This window comes from Pseudomonas sp. RIT-562 (genome assembly GCF_026241895.1).
In the GTDB taxonomy this organism is placed as follows: domain Bacteria; phylum Pseudomonadota; class Gammaproteobacteria; order Pseudomonadales; family Pseudomonadaceae; genus Aquipseudomonas; species Aquipseudomonas mandelii_F.
Map to the genome: position 1 here is coordinate 137,378 of NZ_JAPJIV010000009.1, position 17,892 is coordinate 155,269.

A 17,892-nucleotide genomic window follows, 5' to 3' on the forward strand; every position below is an offset into this window, starting at 1 on the left:
CGACACCATCGCATGCGATGTATAGTCCAGGCACGCGTCCCTCAGTCCCTGGCCCAAGAGAATGCCCATGAAATCCACCGAAAAGCCTGCTGCCCTTGATCTGAAGCTCTCCGACTTCCTGTGTTTTGCGGTGTATTCCTCCAACCTCGCGTTTGGCAAAGCCTACAAGCCGATGCTTGAAAGGCTGGGGCTGACCTATACGCAATACATCACGCTGGTTGCACTGTGGGAGGAGGATAACCAGACCGTTGGCAGCCTGGGCGAGAAGCTGTTTCTTGAGTCCAATACACTGACCCCGATCCTGAAAAAGCTCGAAGCGATGGGTTATCTGCGCCGTCAGCGTGACCCCGAGGATGAGCGTCAGGTGCGGATCAACCTGACCAGTGAAGGCCGCAAATTGCGCGAAGGGCTTTCGGAAGATGGCTTTCCGCAGACCGGGCTGGATCCGGAGGATTTTGTGAATATGCAGAAGGCCATTGTGAAGCTGCGCAATAATTTGATTCGCACGACCAAGGATCGCGATTGAGTCGTGCCGGCGGGCCAACGGACGCACGCCAGATCAGAGTTCGCACACTGACCGTGATGTACGCGCAATAACGGCTCGGCACAAATCCGTAGGAGCCCGGCTTGCCGGCGATGGCGATTTTGCGGACGCCATCGCTGGCATGCCAGGCTCCTACCCGCTGCACGATCAATGACAGCGCCGATGGACCCCACAAATCAGCTGCGTTATCTTGCCGCCGCTATCGCCAGGCAGGGCCGGGCGTTAAATTTGCGGTAATGGATAAAGGATCGTTCATGGAACACGTCATGAGAAACCGGCTGTTTGCAGTGTTGATTGGCATTGTCTTCATTGCCTTCGATCAGCTGGTCAAGCTGCAAGCGTTGCATTCGCTGCAGTTCGACAGCTTCAGGTTTGGCAGCAGTTTTGCCTGGCTGGATATCGCCCTGAGCCTGAACCCGGGCGCATTCCTCAGCCTGGGTGCGGGGCTGGCGCCGGGCGTCAAGCAGCTGATTTTCATCGTCGGGGTGGGCGCGGTAGTGTGCTGGGCCGTCTGGTGGGCTTTGAGCCATTGGGCGCAAGCGCCTCGCAAGGCTGCGGCCATCTACTTCATCGCCTTGGGCGGAGCTTCAAATCTGATTGATCGGGTGTTCCGTGAGGGCCACGTGGTTGACTACCTGATCCTCAATCTGGGCTCGGTGCATACCGGCGTGTTTAATCTCGCCGACATCGCAATCATGGCCGGGGCTGCGGTTTTGCTCGTCAGCGAGTTCAGGAACAAACGCGGCGTTAATTGAGCGCCGCGTTGGTTCGCTTGTCCACCAATCGAATGCTGTCGCGGCCACCGCGCTTGGATTCATACAGCGCCGCATCGCCTTGTTCGATCAACGCCGCCAGACTCGCAGGTGGTTGGTCGAACAGGGTAGCGCCAATACTCAAAGTCACCGCCGCAGGCGTGGTGAATGTCTGCGCGGCCACTTGCTGGAACTGATCGCGTAGCGTGCTGCCCAGCCCGACGATTCGTTCGCTGGACGCGTTGTTCAGCACGATGACGAACTCGTCACCCCCCAGTCGCGCCGCGAGTGCGCCGTCTGGCAGGACCGAGCGGATGATCTCGCTGAGCGTGACCAGCAGCCGGTCGCCCGCCGTGTGGCCGTAGAGGTCGTTGACCAGTTTGAAGTTATCGATATCGATCAGCAGCAAGGCCCCCGGTCGAGTGCTCGCCACTTCCCTCAACAGGCGCGGCGAGCGCACTTCGAGGGCGCGGCGGTTGTACAGGGCGGTCAATGGATCCCGCGCGGCCAGGCGCGCCATGCGCTTCTCGCGCCGGTAGCGCTCGGTACCGGTCATCGACAGCGCGATCAGCATGATCGCCATCGCACCCTCGACCAGGGAAATCTGGATGATCTCGCCACGAAACGCCGCCAGATCGATCAGCGTGCCGGGAATCACCACCGATATCGCCTTGGCCAGGTAAAACAGCCCGTGGATCAGCAGCACATACCGCAGTTGCACCGCCCCTACGCTCAGCGATTTGCCATGGGGGCGCAGGAGCAGGCTGGCCTTGAGGGTGGACAGCGCGACCAGCAGCGAGTTGGCCGCCAGCATGACCTTGGACCACGACGGGTCGTCCGGCAGCAGAAGCATCGCCGCCCAAGCGAGGAAAATCAGGTACCAGGCGCGGGACAGGCGCGTCTCGGTAAAGCGTGCGACGCCGACCAGAAACAACCAGTGCGCAATTACCAGCAGGCCGTTGGCCAACCAGATGCCGATCAACAGCAAACCGCTGCCGCGCAGCAAGGCGAGTGTCGAGCCAACGGTGATCGTGGCAAAGCCTGCGCTCCAGAACAGCAGCGAAGGTTCACGAATGCTCCGCCACTCGATCGCCAGGTACAGCGCAGCGGCCGCTGCCAGGGCGATCGAGAGAGTCAACATCGTGGGAGGATCGAGCGCCATAGCCTTGTTGCCTGTCTGTCTGCGGTGAAAAAGCGCGATTGTAAGGGTTTGCGCGGATTTTTCGCAGAGGCTGGATGGCGGAAACTAACCTGTTCGGACAAAGTGCGCGGTGGAGGATCTGCGCCCAATCACCGGCACACGCGGTTCAGCCACCAGCAGCAACGACTGCGGCACCGGACTCTGCGGGTGCTGCGGCTCCTGCAGGCCCACCAGTTGAAAACCGCCCATGTCCAGCGCGTTGAACCAGCTGGACAAGGTGCGCAGGTACCACGGCATCGGTTGCCACTGCCCGCTGAACCCGGCGAATGTCTCTTGCCGCCATCCATCCTGATAGTCGCCGGCTGCCGCACTCCACGGATGCAGCGTCTGGATCACCAGCGCGCCGCCGGGGGCGAGCAGGGCGTTCATGGCGCTGAGCAGTGGAATGATGTCCTGCTGCAGCAGAGCGAAGTTGGCGCAGATCAGCGGGTAATCGCGGCCGATGTCGGCTGTTGAGTCCACCAGGGCTTCGTAGCTCGCCAGGTATACTGGGGCGCTGCCCGCCGCCCGTGCGGCCTCGACCAGTGTCGCATCGCCATCCACCCCAACCGCGCTGATGCCGCGTTCAGCCAGCACCCGCAACAACCAGCCTTCGCCGCAGCCCAGGTCCAGCACTCGCTCGGGCTGGCGGCCCATGATCGCCAGTAAAATGGCTTGGTCCGTGACCTGCCGACGGCTTTCAATGGAGCCGCTGCGGACCGCTTCGATCCAGGCATGTGCGTTGTGGTGCCAACTTTGCAGGAGGTCGGACTCGGGGGAGGTCATGGCGCTACTCGCAGTGGACGGTTGAGTTGAAGAATAGGCGATGGGCCTGCGCTGCTAGACTCAATCGGCTAATCCGTTGTTGGGGAACCTTGATTCTGGAGAGCCATGATGATCAGCAAGAATACGATTTGCCTGTGGTACAACGGCGACGCGCTGGACGCCGCCACCTTTTATGCCCAGACCTTCCCGGACAGTGCCGTGAACGCCGTCAACCACGCCCCCGCTGACTATCCGTCGGGCAAGCAGGGCGATGTGCTGACAGTCGAGTTCACTGTGATGGGCATCCCGTGCCTGGGATTGAATGGCGGCGATGCGTTCAAGCACACCGAGGCGTTTTCGTTCCAGGTGGCCACCGATGACCAGGCGGAAACCGATCGCCTGTGGCATGCCATCATCGATAACGGTGGCGAGGCCAGCGTCTGCGGCTGGTGCCGGGACAAGTGGGGGCTGTCCTGGCAGATCACGCCGCGCATCCTCTCGGCCGCGATCACCAACCCGGACCCCGCAGCTGCCAAGCGCGCGTTCGAAGCAATGATGCAGATGGGCAAGATCGACGTCGCCGGTATCGAAGCGGCACTCAAGGGCTGATCGGGTTGGCCTTGGCAGATTTACTTGCCTTTTCCCGTAATATTTTTCCTCTGCAGACCTCGTTGCGCGCTCTAGCTCAAGCCGCGCAGCGAGGGGCTGTGGGCGGTTTTCCAGCAAATAAATGTAACAAGACTTATACCTAGTTGTAAATCATTGCTATTTACAAATACGAGCGATTCGCTAATATCCGGCCCCCAGTCGTAGCTCTTTGCCATATGCCGGTCGCCTTCTTTCAATGCGAGCTTGCTGCCCAGCAAAGCCGATACGTCTCCCTTCCCTCAACAGGATTCTCGAGATGCTTCGTCCCTTAATGCCCACATTGACCGGCGCCTTGGCCCTGGGTCTTTCAACTGCCGTATGGGCAGCAAACGTCCCGGTGGAGCGTGATCCGGCTACCGCATCCGAGCCGACCTCAGGCGCGTTGAACCTGGGCCCGGTCAATATCAATGCGGTGGGCGGCGTGGCTGGAAGCGCCACCACCGAGGGCAGCGGCTCCTACACCACCGGGGCCATGAGCACGGCCACCGGGCTGCCGCTGTCGATTCGGCAGACCCCGCAATCGGTCAGTGTGATCACCCGCCAGCGCATGGACGACCAGGGCATGAACGACCTCAATGACGTGGTCAAGTACGCCCCAGGCCTCACCCTGCGCAAATTCGGCGGCGACCGGCAGCAGTTCCTCGCCCGCGGTTTCACCGTCGACAACCTGATGTATGACGGCCTGCCGACCAGCCTCAGCACCTTTACCCTGGATACCATCAGCGGTGCCGACCTGGCGATGTACGACCGGGTTGAAGTGGTGCGCGGCGCCACCGGCCTGATGACCGGCGCCGGCAGCCCATCGGCGACCTTGAACCTGGTGCGCAAACGTCCTACTGCCACCCCGCAGGTGAGCATCACCACCAGCGCCGGCAGCTGGGATCGCTACCGTACCGAAGTGGACGCCTCGAACAAATTGAACGAGGCCGGTACGCTGCGGGGCCGTGTGGTGGCCGCCTATGAGGACGACAACAGCTACATCGACGTTCGCGAAAAACAGCGCCAGACCTTCTATGGAGTGCTGGAAGCCGACCTCAGCGACGCGACCACCTGGACCCTCGGCGCGTCCAAGCAGCGTGACGACGCTACCTCCGACTGGGGTAGCCTGCCGTCGGGACCAAATGGCGAGGACCTGCACCTGCCGCGCTCGACCTTCCTGAGCAACGACTGGGCCTACTGGGATCGGGACAACGTCACCCTGTTCACCGACCTGACCACGCATTTCGACAACGGCTGGACCTCCAGGCTGGCCATGGCAAAAATCTGGGCAGAGTCCAACACCTTTTCCAGCTACCTCAACGCAGCCCGTGGCGGCGGTTTCACCCAGTCGTCGGGCCAGTACGACACCACGGACGTGCAGACCAACCTCGACGGCTCCCTCTCGGGCCCGTTCCAGCTGTTCGGCCGTGAGCACGAATTGACCGTTGGCGCGAGCCGTCGCCAGGAAAAGTTCGACCAGAAAGGCGGCTTCTGGAGCGCTGCCACACCGGTGGACATCTATAACTTCGATCCGAGCGTGATTCCCAAGCCGAACGCTGGCGATCGCACGCCGTACCAGAGTCAAAACACGGCGACGGAGGAGGGCGTCTACGCGGCGGCCCGCTTCAACCCGATCGATCCGCTGCACGTGATCATCGGCAGCCGGCTGAGCTGGTATGACTATGACAATCGCTCGGGCACCGGCGATTACAAGGTCACTCAGGAAGTCACCCCGTACGCCGGGATCATCTATGACCTGAACGATACTTACTCGGCCTACGCCAGCTACACCGAAATCTTCAAGCCGCAGACCCAGCAGGACGTGGCCGGTGCGGTGCTGGACCCGATGACCGGCGAAAGCTACGAAATCGGCATCAAGGGCGAATACTTCGACGGCGGCTTGAATGCGTCGGTGGCCCTGTTCGACATGACCCAGGAAAACCGCGCCTATGCGATCCCGGACCAGCCGGACAGTTGCCGGGCGACCAATCGCACCTGCTATGAAGCGGCGGGTGAGGTGCGCAGTCGCGGTATCGACACCGAGATCAGCGGTGCGCTGACGCAGAACTGGCAGGCTTCGGCGGCCTACACCCTGGTGTTGAGCCAGTATGTGAAGGACCGCACTTATCAGAAAGGCGAGCTGTTCGCGCCGGGTCAGCCCAAGCATCTGTTCAAGGCGGCGACCACTTACCACTTGACCGGCAACCTGGAAAAGCTGCGCATTGGTGCCGATGTTCTGGCCCAAAGTGCCACTTACGGCCGCGTCGGGACCGGGCATGCGGAGCAGGATGCCTATGGGGTGTTCGGGCTGATGGCGGGGTATCGCCTGGATGAGCATTGGGATGCGCGGGTCAATTTGAATAACGTGTTTGACGAAAAGTACTGGCAGGGCATTCCTACGGCGAGCGGCAGCGGCACTTATGGCGATCCGCGTAATGTGATGTTTTCTTTGAAGTGGACGCTGTGATCGAGACCACCCTGTAGGAGCTGTCGAGTGGAACGAGGCTGCGATCTTTTGATCTGGTCTAGGTCTTGGATACATATCCGTTGTTGGACAAATGAACACCTGAAGATTGTGATACTCGTGGATGGTGATATTTGTGGATGGTGATATTTGTGGATGGTGATATTTGTGGATGGTGATATTTGTGGATGGTGATATTTGTGGATGGTGATACTTGTGAATGGTGATACTTGTGGGAGCAAAGCTTGCTCGCGATGGTCTCAAGAACGCGGCGTTCATCTAGGGAACACACGTTTTCGTTCACGTCCATCGCCGGCAAGCCAGCTCCTACAATGGGCGCAGCAACATCTATAGACTATGCCCCTAAGCTTTCACGATCCCCCTGACAAGAGACTCCCATGGCCAACCAAGACATTACCTTCATCCCCGACCACGACGCCGATTCAATCTCCTCCGACGTCGCCGGCTTCGGCGGTCTGCTGGTCTCCACGCAGATCCCGACCCACGCCGATGGCAGCCTGGAACTTGGCGACATCACGCTGCAAAGCGAATGCACTCTGCAGGCACTCAAGGTGGCGCTTGAGGGCGCCGGCAGTTCCATGGATCGCGTCCTGCACCTGACCATCTACCTCACCGACATGGCTGATCGCGCGGCCTTCAATGAAGTCTACAAACGCTTCTTCGCCAAGCCATGGCCGGTGCGCGCCGCAGTCGGCGTGGCCGCGCTGGCGGTGGAAGGCATGCGTGTGGAAGTCACTGCAATGGCGGCCAAGGGCTGAGATTAAATCTGCCTCGGCGGCTTGGCGGGGCAGGCCAAGTCGCCGCTGCAATCCTAGCCAAGCGATAAGCGGCTGTTTTAAAACAAAATTATTTCAATCTTTTGCTTCCAACTCGACGCAGAAGTTGGTAAATTTGCGCCCATTCCTGCACAGGCCCTCACGGGACTGGCAGCGAACGCAGCAACGCCCGCCGTTGCTCACCCGCTACACCATCAAAAAGACAGTGCCCAGCACTCGTCGCGATCGATACAGGGGCGTCGCCAAGCGGTAAGGCAGCAGGTTTTGATCCTGCCATGCGTTGGTTCGAATCCAGCCGCCCCTGCCATTTTCTGCTTTCAATTCCTAGATTCGCTGCAACGCCTGAGCCAAATCCGCGCGCAGGTCCTCTACATCCTCAACGCCTACCGACAAACGCACCAGCCCATCGCCAATGCCCAGCTGTGCCCGGGTTTGTGCCGGAATTGTGGCGTGGGTCATGATTGCCGGGTGTTCGATCAAGCTTTCCACGCCACCCAAACTCTCCGCCAGGGCGAAGATCTCGACGTTTTCCAGGAAGCGCCTGGCACCGGCCAGGTCGGTGTTCAGGTCGATGGAGATCATGCCGCCGAAGCCGCGCATTTGTCGTTTGGCCAGTTCGTGCTGCGGGTGGGAGGGCAGGCCGGGGTAGTAGACGCGCGCCACTTGCGGCTGGCGTTCCAGCCATTGGGCCAGTTCCAGTGCGTTGCTGCAGTGACGCTCCATGCGCAGGGCCAGGGTTTTCACGCCGCGCAGGGTGAGGAATGCGTCGAATGGGCCGGCGATGGCGCCGACGGCGTTTTGCAGGAAGCCCAGGCGTTCGGCGAGTTCGGGGTTCTGACCGACCACGGCGATGCCGCCGATGACGTCCGAGTGGCCGTTGAGGTATTTGGTGGTCGAGTGCAGCACGATGTCAAAACCCAGTTCCAGCGGGCGCTGGATCCATGGGCTGGCGAAGGTATTGTCGGCCACGCAGATAATGCCCCGGGCCCGGCAGATGCGCGCGATGGCGGCGAGGTCGGTGAGGCTCAACAGCGGGTTGGTCGGCGTCTCGACCATGACCATTCGCGTGTCGTCCTGCAGTGCCGCTTCGAAGGCGGACAGGTCGGTGAGATCCACGTAGCTGAAGCGGTGCCCGGCGCTGCGCTGGCGAACCTTGTCGAACAGGCGGAAGGTGCCGCCATACAGGTCATTGCCGGAGACGATGTGGGCGTTGGCGTCGAGCAGTTCGAGCACGGTCGAAATAGTCGCCAGACCCGAGGCGAAGGCGAAGGCCTGGGTGCCGCCTTCCAGGTTTGCCACGCAGCGTTCCAGGGCAAAGCGCGTCGGGTTGTGGGAGCGGCCGTAGTCGAGGCCTTTGTGCACGCCGGGGCTCTGTTGCAGGTAGGTGGAATTGGCATAAATCGGCGGCATCAACGCCCCGGTGGAAGGGTCCGGCGTCTGCCCTGCGTGAATCACGCGAGTGGCAAAGGCCTGGGCCGGGGCGTTTTGGTCATGCTGGCTCATGCAAGGGATCTCCGTAGGTGGTTGAGCAGGTCGAAGCGGGTGATCAGGCCGTGGAAGCCCGAGGCGTCAGCGATGATCGCCACCAGCCCGCGGTCGAGTTCGGCTTGCAGTTCGGCCAGGCTCGCGCCGGGGGCGATGGTCTGGACCTTGTCGGTCATGGCGCTGGCGACGCTCAGGCGAAAGTGCGCGGGGTCTTCCTGCATGCCGAACAGGATGTCGGATTCGTCGATCACGCCGACCAGTTGCTTGCCGTTCACCAGCACCGGCAGTTGCGAGACATCGGCCAGGCGCATGCGCTGGAAGGCGGTGAGCAAAGTATCGTCCGGGCCAACGCTGATCACCCGGCCGTCCTCGAAGCGCCGTGCGATCACGTCGCGCAAATCGCCGTAGCGTTTGTACTGCAGCAGGCCCTGGTCGTTCATCCATTGATCGTTGTAGACCTTGGACAGATAACGAGTGCCGGTGTCGCAGACGAAGCTGACCACGCGCTTGGGCTCGGTTTGCTCGCGGCAGTAACGCAATGCCGCAGCCAGCAGGGTGCCGGTGGACGAGCCGCCGAGAATGCCTTCGGCGCGCAACAGCTGGCGCGCGTGATCGAAGCTTTCTTCGTCGCTGATCGAATAAGCCTTGCGCACGCTGGACAGGTCGCAGATCGATGGGATGAAGTCTTCGCCGATGCCTTCCACGGCCCAGGAGCCGGGGGTGCCAAGGGTGGCGCTGCGGCTGTATTCGGCCATGACCGAGCCGACTGGATCGGCCAGGACCATTTCCAGGTCCGGTTGCACCCGTTTGAAGAAACGCGTCAGCCCCGTGAGGGTACCGGCGGAGCCGACGCCGACGACGATGGCGTCCAGGTCGTGCTGGGTCTGCGCCCAGATTTCCGGCGCAGTGCTGCATTCATGGGCCAGGGGGTTAGCCGGGTTGTTGAATTGATCGGCGAAGAAGGCGTCGGGAATGTCCTGGGCCAAGCGTGCGGCGACGTCCTGGTAGTACTCGGGATGACCCTTGCCGACATCGGAACGGGTGATGTGCACTTCAGCGCCCATGGCCTTGAGGTGCAGGACTTTTTCGGTGGACATTTTGTCCGGCACCACCAGCACCACCCGGTAGCCCTTGGCGCGGCCCACCAGCGCCAGGCCGAGCCCGGTATTGCCGGCAGTCGCTTCGACGATGGTGCCGCCGGGCTTGAGGCGCCCGTCACGCTCGGCGGCGTCGATCATGGCCAGGCCAATGCGGTCCTTGATCGAGCCGCCGGGGTTCTGGGATTCGAGCTTGAGAAACAGGGTGCAGGGGCCGGTGTCAAAACGGCTGACACGCACCAGGGGCGTGTTGCCGATCAATTCGAGTACGGCAGGGCGGGTGTCGCTTGGCATGTCATCACCTCGCTTGTTTATTGCAACGGAGGGTCAGTAACGGGCTGCGGTTGATCGCGATTGGTATGGAAAGGACCATAGGTCGGGATGGCCGGGTTGGCAACTCAACCCTTGCTGGCCGCCAGATAGGCGCCAAGCCGCTGGCCCATCTGTTCCCCCAGCGCCTGCAAGCCGCTCAAGGGGCGCACCATCACTTCGAATTCAACGATCTTGCCTTGTTCGTTGAACCGGATCATGTCGATGCCCTTGAGCTCTTTGCCACTGACTTTGGCGCTGAACTCCAGCACTACATTCAAGCCGTCTGCCGTCGCCAGTTCGCGGTGATATTCAAAGTCTTCGAATACCTGGAACACCGTATTGAGGATCATCGAAACCACTGCGGCGCCGGGGTAGGGCGTGTGCGCCATCGGCGATCGGAAGACCACATTGGCGTCGAGTAACCCGGGCAAGGCCTGCAAGTCGGCGTTGCTGATCATGGCGTGCCATTGTTGCAGGGAGGCTGCGGCGTTAGGGTGCAGTTTCAGGTCGGACATGGGTCAACTCCTGTTTTTGTTGTTATGCGAAGGCTGACTTTATCTCAATCAGCCTGCATATCAATCAGTCCGCGACTTGCTCCTCATTCATTGCTTTGGATTTTCCGAGGATGTGGCAGGGACGGAGGTGACCGTTGGGGTGAGTCGTCACCACGACGTTGATGAGCTTCCAGCCCTCCTGCATTTTGAGGTTTGCTTCATTGGCAGACAACGCTTCCATTATTTGAGATGGCTCGGACATGTGCATAGGGGCTCCCCGCTGATTTTCAGATTCAATCGTTAGGCAGGGAGCGCATGCACGGGTTCCGCCAGTTTGCGCTGCCACCTGCAGGAGCTACCGGCGGTCAGGCCGGCTGAATCTTCCGCGATGGCCGCACTCGATGTTCCGTAGAGCTTTGCTCTGCAATGGCGGTGCTATCCGCCCGGGGTTCACTCTATGACATCGGTCGAAGACTTCAGAATACAATCCCACGCGCTGCTGATTGAACTGGACGCAGCCACCATGGGCATGATGTTGCTCGTGTCTTCCAGATGCGTGTCCGGGCCTGCTTGGGATGAAGCCACCCAGAGGCACCACGCTGCGTATGAGCACTGGAATGCCTTCCTCAACGTGGTGCCGGATTCGGGACTCGAAGCGGCAAACCAATAAAGTAGCGGACCGGCTGTTAGCGGTCCGCAGAGGTAGTGTCAGTCCTGGCAGAACCGGATGCGGTTGCCAAAAGGGTCATAGACTTCGAGGACTTTGCCCCAGCCTTGCTCGACGATATCCGGGCGGCCGTAACCGTAGCGTTTGGCCTGCAGCTCGTCGCGCAACAGCTCGATATTGTGCATGGGCACGAACGTCGTCGAGCCTGGGCTCGCGTCACCGTGATGTTCCGACAGATGCAGCTGCAGGCCGTCGCGGGCAATCCCCAGGTACAGGGGGAGGTCGGCTTCGAAGCGGTGTTCGAACTCGACGCTGAAACCCAGGAAGTCGAGATAGAACTCACGCGCCTTGGTCTCGTCGAACATTCGCAGGATCGGAATGGCTTTGCTGAAGCTGATCGCGGGTTGCGCGGGTTGCGCTGTTTCGGTGGGCAGCAGCGCGGCGGCGGTGTTCCAGTCCTTGTAACCCAGCTGGTGGGCGACCAATTCCAGCGCCATGGAATGGGACGCCGGCTGATCGTTTATTTGCAGCGAGGCCCGCAGCCGCTTGGCCATTTGCTTGGCTTGTTCGATAGAAATCATCACAGCTCCTTTGATCGAGACATGTGGGTGCTCGCATTGCCAACCTCGACCGTCATAGAGTTGCGACAGGATTGGGGTGAGGAATCAATGCTTTCACCTTTCCTTGCGGAAGCGAGCGGCGGGCAGCATCAGCCCGGGCTGATAGTACACAGCCGCTGGCGCGTGGGGAAGAACCCGCCTGCACTGCACTGCACTGGCCTGCTAGCTTTTCAGGGACGCATTCAGAGGAGATGCACCATGGACCGATTCACTGGTGGTTGCCTGTGTGGCAACGTTCGGCTTGAGGCGCGAGGACGGCCTTATCGGGTGGGCCTCTGTCACTGCCTCGACTGTCGCAAGCACCACGGCGCGCTGTTTCATGCGTCGGCAATATTTCCCGATAACGCAGTGACCGTCGAGGGCGAGACCCGAGACTATGCCGGGCGCTTTTTCTGTCCGCGTTGTGGTTCGTCGGTGTTCGCCCGCAGTGCGGATGAGGTCGAGGTGAACCTGGGGTCGCTGGATGCGCCAGACCAACTGACGCCTACCTACGAAAGCTGGAATTGCCGTCGCGAGGCCTGGTTGCCGGCGTTTGCGCTGGCGCGGCACTATGCAGGTGATCGGCCCACTTCGGGGCGTTTTGAGGAGTAATCGCAGGTGCAATCGGGAGGACGAGCATGCTGTTTGTGGTAATGCTGGGGGGTAAACATCCGCGCGCCAGGATTGAGGTTCACGATGTGGTGTTCGCTGTTGCCGATAGTCTGCAAGAGACTTATGCGCAGTTACGACAAGGCTGGTTCGGCAGTCCCACCGGCGTGCACATCGACTCGTGGATGCGGGTTGATGGTGTCGAAGGCTGGAAAGTACAACTGAGCCCGCTGGCCCCCGCAGCGGACTCGCCGCGCCTGTACTTCATCAATCTGGGAGGCTATGAACCTGCGGTGTTTGGTGAGGCTCACCATTATCTGCTGGTGGTTGCCCGGAACAGGAAAGAAGCGGCTGCGAAGGGCAAGCGGCAAATGCCGACGCACTGGACCCAGTCACATACCGATGCGCTGATGGATGTGGATGATTGCCTGCCGATTGACCTGGTGGGAGGGCGTTACATTCATTTGGTCGAGGGTGAACATGGCGGGATTGTTCAGGGTAACGATTACATCGTCCTGCCGGGGTGAGTGGTGTTGGGGGATACCTGCATAACCGCGATCGCGAGCAGGCTCACTCCTACACGGGATTTGGGGTGCATGCATCATCTGCGTGTGGCACAGATCTCTGTAGGAGCCTGGCTTGCCAGCGATGGCGCCCGCACAATCGCCATCGCCGGCAAGCCGGGCTCCTACGGGTTTGTGCCGAACCCAATCCCGAGTACACCCTCGGTCATTGTAGGAGCCTGGCTTGCCAGCGATGAGTCCCTGTCAGGCAGCCGATTCCACCGGGTTAACCAATCAGGATTTGCCCTTGGCGTGCTCCGGATAGTTCAGCACAAACTGCACATGTGCCTTCACCCCGGTCGCAAAGGTGGCTTCATCGACGGTGAAGTTGGGGCTGTGATTGTTTGGGGCGGTGGTCATGTCCTGGTTTTCCGGGGTGGCGCCGAGGAATACGAACAGGCCGGGCACCTTCTGGGCGTAGTAGGAAAAATCTTCGCTGGGCGACAGCGATGACTCAAGCCGCGTGACCTTACCCGGTGCTGCCAGCTCCAGGGCCGGCACCATGGCTTCGGTCAGGGCCGGGTCATTGACGGTGACCGGAGCATTGTTGACCAGCAGCAACTTGGCTTCGGTTCCATAAGCACTGGCGATGCCGCTGACCAGTGGCGGCATTTTCTGCAGGATGGTGTCGCGGATGTCGGCGTTGTTGGTGCGAATGGTCCCGGTCATCTCCAATGTCTCGGGAATGATGTTCGACGCCGCCCCGGCATTGATCGTGCCGACGCTGATCACCCCCATGCCCTTGGTCAGATCGATGCGTCGGCTGACCAGCGTCTGCATCGCGGCAATGATGCCCTGGCTGGTGACTATCGGATCATTGCCACTCCAGGGCGCCGAGCCATGGGTCTGTTGCCCCTTGAGCTGGATGCGGAATGAGTCGCTGCTGTTGAGCACTGTTCCGGCCTTGTAGTAGAGGTGCCCGGTCGGGTAGCCCGCCATCACGTGCAAGGCGAATATCGCCTCGACCTTGGGCGAGTCCAGGGCGCCGTCGCGCATCATCGCCTGCGCGCCGATCAAGGTGTCAGTCTGGAACTCGTCGACATCGGCGGCGCCTTCTTCAGCAGGTTGAAACAGGAACACCACCGTGCCGCGCAGCTGGTCGCGATGCTCGGCCAGCACCTTCGCTGCACCCAACAGCATGGCGGTGTGGGTGTCGTGGCCGCAGGCGTGCATTACCGGCACGCTCTTGCCCAGTCGAATGCCGGTGGCCTGGCTGGCGAAGGGCAGGTTGGTCATCTCCTTCACCGGCAGCGCGTCCATGTCGGCCCGCAAGGCCACCACTGGGCCGGGCAATCCACCTTTGAGCACACCCACCACGCCCGTCTTGCCGACCTGAGTGCGCACTTCGATGTTCGACGCCTTGAGCTGGGCGGCGACCAACGCGGCCGTCTTGACCTCTTGGTTGCCGAGCTCGGGATGCTGGTGAATGGTTTGGCGCAGTTCAATGACGTGCTGGTTGACCGAGCTGACTGCGGAGTCTACCCAGTCCTGGTCGGCTGCGTGGCTGGAGGTGGCACCCAGTGCAGTCAACAGGGACAGGTACAAGGGCGCTAGGATCGGGCGTTTCAAAGTAAGGTTCTCTCTTATGTTTTTTATAGTCCGGCAGACATTGCCGCGCCCAAGGGTATGGGCTCCCAGGCAGGGCAGCAAAGGTGAATGACCGGTAATCGCACGGCTTTTGATATTTGTTTGCAGCTCCCTACCAAGGGCAAAAAACCTGCACGATATGGACAGCGATCAGCACTGGCCGGATAGCGCCAGCGCTGTCGTTTACCGCTGGAATCAGGCTTCGTGGATCTGGTTGACCCCGGTAATCTGCCCGTTCCAGATCATCTCGTAATGGGCAGTCTGGATGATCGACGAGACCGGCCTGGGCGTCATCAGTGCCCAGCAGTGGTTGCCCACCAAGCGTACCGAGTGGTAACGCAGGCCGGGACACCCAGCCTGCTTGACACTCTTGCCGAGGCGATGGGAAGCCGCGTAATCGTCGGGCGCGTAGATCGGATCCTTCATGGCGATGGACGTCGCGTCTTTCATCGCTGCATCGACGAAGGCGCAGGCCAGTCCGCGAAAGACAAACCGTTCATAGTTCAGCCCCTGCACCCTGGACCAGTACAGGCTCTGGTGATGTTGCACTTCGGCCAGGGCAGTTTCCATCGAGGCTGCCAGGTACAACACGCCAAAGCTGCCATCGCTGAAGCGCGAGCCCGCAGGGTTGACGTGGGTGAAGGGCGCGGTGGCGTAGGAGCAGCCGGGAATGCCGAAGGGGATCTCGCAGCGCGGGATCATCTCGATCTGGCCCAGCTCGTTCCTGAGCCGAGGATTGGTCAACGCCTGGATCTGGTACAGCGCCTCGAATTCCTGGGCGTCGGCTACGTCATCGAACAGGTTGATCGGCGGGAACTTCGAATTGACCAGGCGATAAGCCTGCACCTGCTCGCCAGCCAAGGTCGGCAAGCGGCTGAGCGTCACCATTGCGCGCCCCGCAATACGTCGATCCGGCGGAAGGTCTCGTACAGCGCGATCATGTCTCCCTGGGCCATGATCTCCAGGGGCGAACGTCCGTTGAAGAACTCGTTGTGATTGGCCATCGCAGGGAAGCCGTAGACGTTTTCCGGATTATCAAACACCAGCCGCAGCGCCGCGTGGATGTTCAGCACAAAGCTGATGCGCTGCATCTGATCGGCATCCAGGGTCACCGACCAGTCCGGGTCGCGCTGCTTGGCGCGGGTGTGGGTGCTGCGGGAAATCCGCAGGATCCGACACGCCTGCTCGGCGGATGCGGCCCATTTCTCAATGATACCTACCGCAGCGCGCAGGCCGGCCACACATTGGTCCTTGGAAAATGCCTGGGAGGGAAGGGCGATTGCCATCAGATGTGCCTCGGCTGCTAATCTATAGACTAATTTATAGGCTTTTTGCGTCTATAGATCAAGTGGCGGTTATTTCACCGTTTGCGACACGAGCCGCCTGCTTCGCGTTTAAATGAGTTCGTGAGCGGCATAGGGTGTACCATCAAGGACTGTTCATCAGATATCAGTTTGCCATGACCACGCAAAGCCAAGAGAGCCGCCAGATCGTAGCTTCTCTGGCGCACCGAGTGGGCCCCGACGCTGGCTCCGCAAGGATTGCCCAGGCGCTGGTCACCACTTTGCAGGATATGGATGCAGCCCTCACGCCGATCATTGGCAAGCAGGGGGCCGTCGCACTTTACCGCCGCAGCCTGCACCTTTGCATAGGCAAGCAGCCGCATCTGGCCGGCACCTGCGACAGTGTGCAGGCTTCGCAGGATGTGCTGGCCCTCGAGTCGCTGCTTGTCGAGCAGAGTGCTGCCGACGCTTTGCGCTTCAGCGAAGTCATGCTGACCACCTTTTATGAGTTGTTGATCACGCTGATCGGGCCCTCGCTCACCGCACGTTTGCTTTGTGACGTGTGGGGACCTTCCCTGAGCGACACCCCTTCGCAGGAAATTTCGCCATGAGCAGCAAAGTAACTATCAACCGTCTGGCCACGGGCGTGCCGGGACTGGACGAAGTGCTGGGCGGAGGACTACCGGAATTTTCGTTCAACCTGATCGCCGGCCCGCCAGGCTGCGGCAAGACTACCCTGGCCCACCAGATGATGTTCGCCCTGGCGACACCTGAGCGCCCGGCGCTGTTCTCACCGTGCTTGGCGAACCGCCGCTGAAGATGCTGCGCTACCAGCAGCAGTTCGACTTCTTCGACAGCGAAGCCATCAACCACTCCGTACGCTATATCAACCTGGCCGACGACACTTTGGCCGGCGACCTGGACGAAGTGCTGCGGCGCATCGTCAGCGAGGTGCAAACCCATGCGCCGGCGCTGGTCTTTGTCGACTCGTTCCGCTCGGTAGTATTGGCCAGCCAGACCCAGAACAACCCGAACAACAACCTGCCGCAGTTCGTCCAGCAGTTGGGCATGTTGATGACCACCTGGCAGGCGACGACTTTCCTGATTGGCGAGTATTTCACTGAAACCGACACCAACCCGATTTTCACCGTGGCCGACGGCTTGATCTGGCTGCGTCAGAGCGTGCAGCGCAACTCCATGGTGCGCAAGATGGAAATCATGAAGATGCGCGGCCAACCGACGCTGCCGGGGTTGCACACCTTCCGTATCGCCACGTCGGGGATCAAGGTCTTTGCACCGGTGGCCACCGACCGCTATGAAGCGCCTCGGGCACCCATCGGCGAGCGCCTGAAAATGGGCGTGCCGCAGCTCGACGAAATGCTCGGCGGCGGCCTGCCTCGTGGCTATTCGCTGCTGGTCGCCGGGCCTTCGGGTTCGGGCAAGAGCATCCTCGCCGCGACCTTCCTGGCCGAAGGCGCGCGCAATGGCGAAACCGGCGTGATCGCAGTCTTCGAACAGCGTCCCAACCATTCGCAGAACGCTACCCTGGCCGCCCTGATCGAGGCCGACAAGGTGGGCCTGGTGGACAGCCGCGCGCCGGACCTGTCCATCGATGAAATCGTGCACTTGCTGCTCAGTGAAATCCGCCGCCTGAAAGCCACCCGGGTGGTGATCGACTCACTGTCAGGTTTCGAACTGGCGCTGGCGCCGACTTTCCGCGAAGACTTTCGCGAGTCGCTGTCGCGCATGGTCACCGCATTGACCGGCGCAGGGGTCAGCGTGCTGATGACTTCCGAGCTGGAAGACCGCTACACCGACCTGCGATTCAGCCCCTACGGCACGGCGTTCCTCACCGACGCGATCATCGTGCAGCGCTACATTGAAGTGCAGAGCCGCTTGCTGCGGATCATGGCGGTGGTCAAGGTGCGCTCCAGCGCGCACTCTGACGAGTTGCGCCTGTACCGCATAGACAATGACGGGTTGCAGATCGGCGACCGCTTGCCGGATCAGGAAGGTTTGCTCGGCGGGCGCCCGACCCGGCGCCACACCGACCTCGACAATGGATGA

19 protein-coding genes, 1 tRNA gene and 1 pseudogene are annotated in these 17,892 nt (G+C 60.9%); 11 read left to right on the plus strand and 10 right to left on the minus strand.

Features of this window, described 5'->3' with window-relative positions; all coding sequences use genetic code 11:
• Positions 1-67: 67 nt before the first annotated feature.
• Complete coding sequence (locus tag ORL50_RS13870) at positions 68-526, plus strand: MarR family winged helix-turn-helix transcriptional regulator (RefSeq protein ID WP_266015693.1); 459 nt, start codon at positions 68-70, stop codon at positions 524-526.
• Between the two features lie 284 nt (positions 527-810).
• Entirely contained in the window at positions 811-1,299 is a 489-nt protein-coding gene (locus ORL50_RS13875; protein ID WP_266015695.1) for a signal peptidase II, read from the plus strand.
• Here ORL50_RS13875 and ORL50_RS13880 read toward each other — a convergent pair.
• Entirely contained in the window at positions 1,292-2,458 is a 1,167-nt protein-coding gene (locus tag ORL50_RS13880) for a GGDEF domain-containing protein (RefSeq protein WP_266015697.1), read from the minus strand. The two genes, ORL50_RS13875 and ORL50_RS13880, sit on opposite strands and share 8 nt — an antisense overlap.
• A gap of 84 nt (positions 2,459-2,542) precedes the next feature.
• Positions 2,543-3,262 (minus strand): class I SAM-dependent methyltransferase, encoded by a 720-nt coding sequence (locus ORL50_RS13885; protein WP_266015699.1) that lies wholly within the window; start codon positions 3,260-3,262, stop codon positions 2,543-2,545.
• Between the two features lie 108 nt (positions 3,263-3,370).
• Between ORL50_RS13885 and ORL50_RS13890 the strand changes: the two genes are divergently transcribed.
• The 4 genes from ORL50_RS13890 (at position 3,371) to ORL50_RS13905 (ending at position 7,436) form a co-directional block, all read left to right on the plus strand.
• The gene (locus tag ORL50_RS13890; RefSeq protein WP_266015701.1) at positions 3,371-3,850 is read left to right on the plus strand and encodes a VOC family protein; all 480 of its coding nucleotides are present in this window, start codon (positions 3,371-3,373) and stop codon (positions 3,848-3,850) included.
• A gap of 295 nt (positions 3,851-4,145) precedes the next feature.
• Entirely contained in the window at positions 4,146-6,335 is a 2,190-nt protein-coding gene (locus ORL50_RS13895) for a TonB-dependent siderophore receptor (protein WP_266015703.1), read from the plus strand.
• A 395-nt stretch (positions 6,336-6,730) separates the two neighbouring features.
• Positions 6,731-7,111 (plus strand): RidA family protein, encoded by a 381-nt coding sequence (locus tag ORL50_RS13900; protein ID WP_266015705.1) that lies wholly within the window; start codon positions 6,731-6,733, stop codon positions 7,109-7,111.
• Between the two features lie 250 nt (positions 7,112-7,361).
• Positions 7,362-7,436 (plus strand) — tRNA-Gln (locus ORL50_RS13905).
• 17 nt (positions 7,437-7,453) lie between these two features.
• Here ORL50_RS13905 and ORL50_RS13910 read toward each other — a convergent pair.
• The 4 genes from ORL50_RS13910 to ORL50_RS13925 all read right to left on the minus strand — a co-directional run bounded on the left by ORL50_RS13910 (position 7,454) and on the right by ORL50_RS13925 (position 10,779).
• Positions 7,454-8,632 carry a trans-sulfuration enzyme family protein gene (locus ORL50_RS13910; RefSeq protein ID WP_266015707.1) on the minus strand — a complete coding sequence of 393 codons (1,179 nt, stop codon included), beginning with the start codon at positions 8,630-8,632 and terminating at the stop codon, positions 7,454-7,456.
• Positions 8,629-10,005 carry a pyridoxal-phosphate dependent enzyme gene (locus ORL50_RS13915; RefSeq protein WP_266015709.1) on the minus strand — a complete coding sequence of 459 codons (1,377 nt, stop codon included), beginning with the start codon at positions 10,003-10,005 and terminating at the stop codon, positions 8,629-8,631. The genes ORL50_RS13910 and ORL50_RS13915 overlap by 4 nt, the downstream gene beginning before the upstream one ends.
• A gap of 104 nt (positions 10,006-10,109) precedes the next feature.
• A complete protein-coding gene (locus tag ORL50_RS13920; RefSeq protein WP_266015711.1) occupies positions 10,110-10,538 on the minus strand; it encodes a nuclear transport factor 2 family protein in 429 nt (142 codons plus the stop codon).
• Between the two features lie 64 nt (positions 10,539-10,602).
• Positions 10,603-10,779 carry a hypothetical protein gene (locus ORL50_RS13925; RefSeq protein ID WP_266015713.1) on the minus strand — a complete coding sequence of 59 codons (177 nt, stop codon included), beginning with the start codon at positions 10,777-10,779 and terminating at the stop codon, positions 10,603-10,605.
• A gap of 195 nt (positions 10,780-10,974) precedes the next feature.
• Between ORL50_RS13925 and ORL50_RS13930 the strand changes: the two genes are divergently transcribed.
• Entirely contained in the window at positions 10,975-11,187 is a 213-nt protein-coding gene (locus ORL50_RS13930; RefSeq protein ID WP_266015715.1) for a hypothetical protein, read from the plus strand.
• A 38-nt stretch (positions 11,188-11,225) separates the two neighbouring features.
• On the opposite strand, the gene ORL50_RS13935 is transcribed toward ORL50_RS13930, so the two are convergent.
• On the minus strand, positions 11,226-11,765 hold the full coding sequence (locus tag ORL50_RS13935; protein WP_266015717.1) for a glyoxalase superfamily protein: 540 nt from the start codon (positions 11,763-11,765) through the stop codon (positions 11,226-11,228).
• A 237-nt stretch (positions 11,766-12,002) separates the two neighbouring features.
• Between ORL50_RS13935 and ORL50_RS13940 the strand changes: the two genes are divergently transcribed.
• Together ORL50_RS13940 and ORL50_RS13945 are read left to right on the plus strand one after the other, a co-directional pair.
• Positions 12,003-12,395 carry a GFA family protein gene (locus tag ORL50_RS13940; RefSeq protein ID WP_266015719.1) on the plus strand — a complete coding sequence of 131 codons (393 nt, stop codon included), beginning with the start codon at positions 12,003-12,005 and terminating at the stop codon, positions 12,393-12,395.
• A gap of 26 nt (positions 12,396-12,421) precedes the next feature.
• Positions 12,422-12,919 (plus strand): DUF1543 domain-containing protein, encoded by a 498-nt coding sequence (locus ORL50_RS13945; protein ID WP_266015721.1) that lies wholly within the window; start codon positions 12,422-12,424, stop codon positions 12,917-12,919.
• A 270-nt stretch (positions 12,920-13,189) separates the two neighbouring features.
• Here ORL50_RS13945 and ORL50_RS13950 read toward each other — a convergent pair whose 3' ends face one another.
• The 3 genes from ORL50_RS13950 to ORL50_RS13960 form a co-directional block, all read right to left on the minus strand.
• Positions 13,190-14,524 carry an amidohydrolase gene (locus tag ORL50_RS13950; protein ID WP_266015723.1) on the minus strand — a complete coding sequence of 445 codons (1,335 nt, stop codon included), beginning with the start codon at positions 14,522-14,524 and terminating at the stop codon, positions 13,190-13,192.
• 213 nt (positions 14,525-14,737) lie between these two features.
• The gene (locus tag ORL50_RS13955; protein ID WP_266015725.1) at positions 14,738-15,430 is read right to left on the minus strand and encodes an RES family NAD+ phosphorylase; all 693 of its coding nucleotides are present in this window, start codon (positions 15,428-15,430) and stop codon (positions 14,738-14,740) included.
• A complete protein-coding gene (locus ORL50_RS13960) occupies positions 15,424-15,828 on the minus strand; it encodes a hypothetical protein (RefSeq protein WP_266015727.1) in 405 nt (134 codons plus the stop codon). The genes ORL50_RS13955 and ORL50_RS13960 overlap by 7 nt, the downstream gene beginning before the upstream one ends.
• 173 nt (positions 15,829-16,001) lie before the next feature.
• Between ORL50_RS13960 and ORL50_RS13965 the strand changes: the two genes are divergently transcribed.
• Both ORL50_RS13965 and ORL50_RS13970 read left to right on the plus strand, forming a co-directional pair.
• A complete protein-coding gene (locus tag ORL50_RS13965) occupies positions 16,002-16,436 on the plus strand; it encodes a hypothetical protein (RefSeq protein ID WP_266015729.1) in 435 nt (144 codons plus the stop codon).
• Positions 16,433-17,892 (plus strand): annotated as a pseudogene (locus tag ORL50_RS13970) (ATPase domain-containing protein). The gene ORL50_RS13965 and the pseudogene ORL50_RS13970 overlap by 4 nt, the downstream one beginning before the upstream one ends.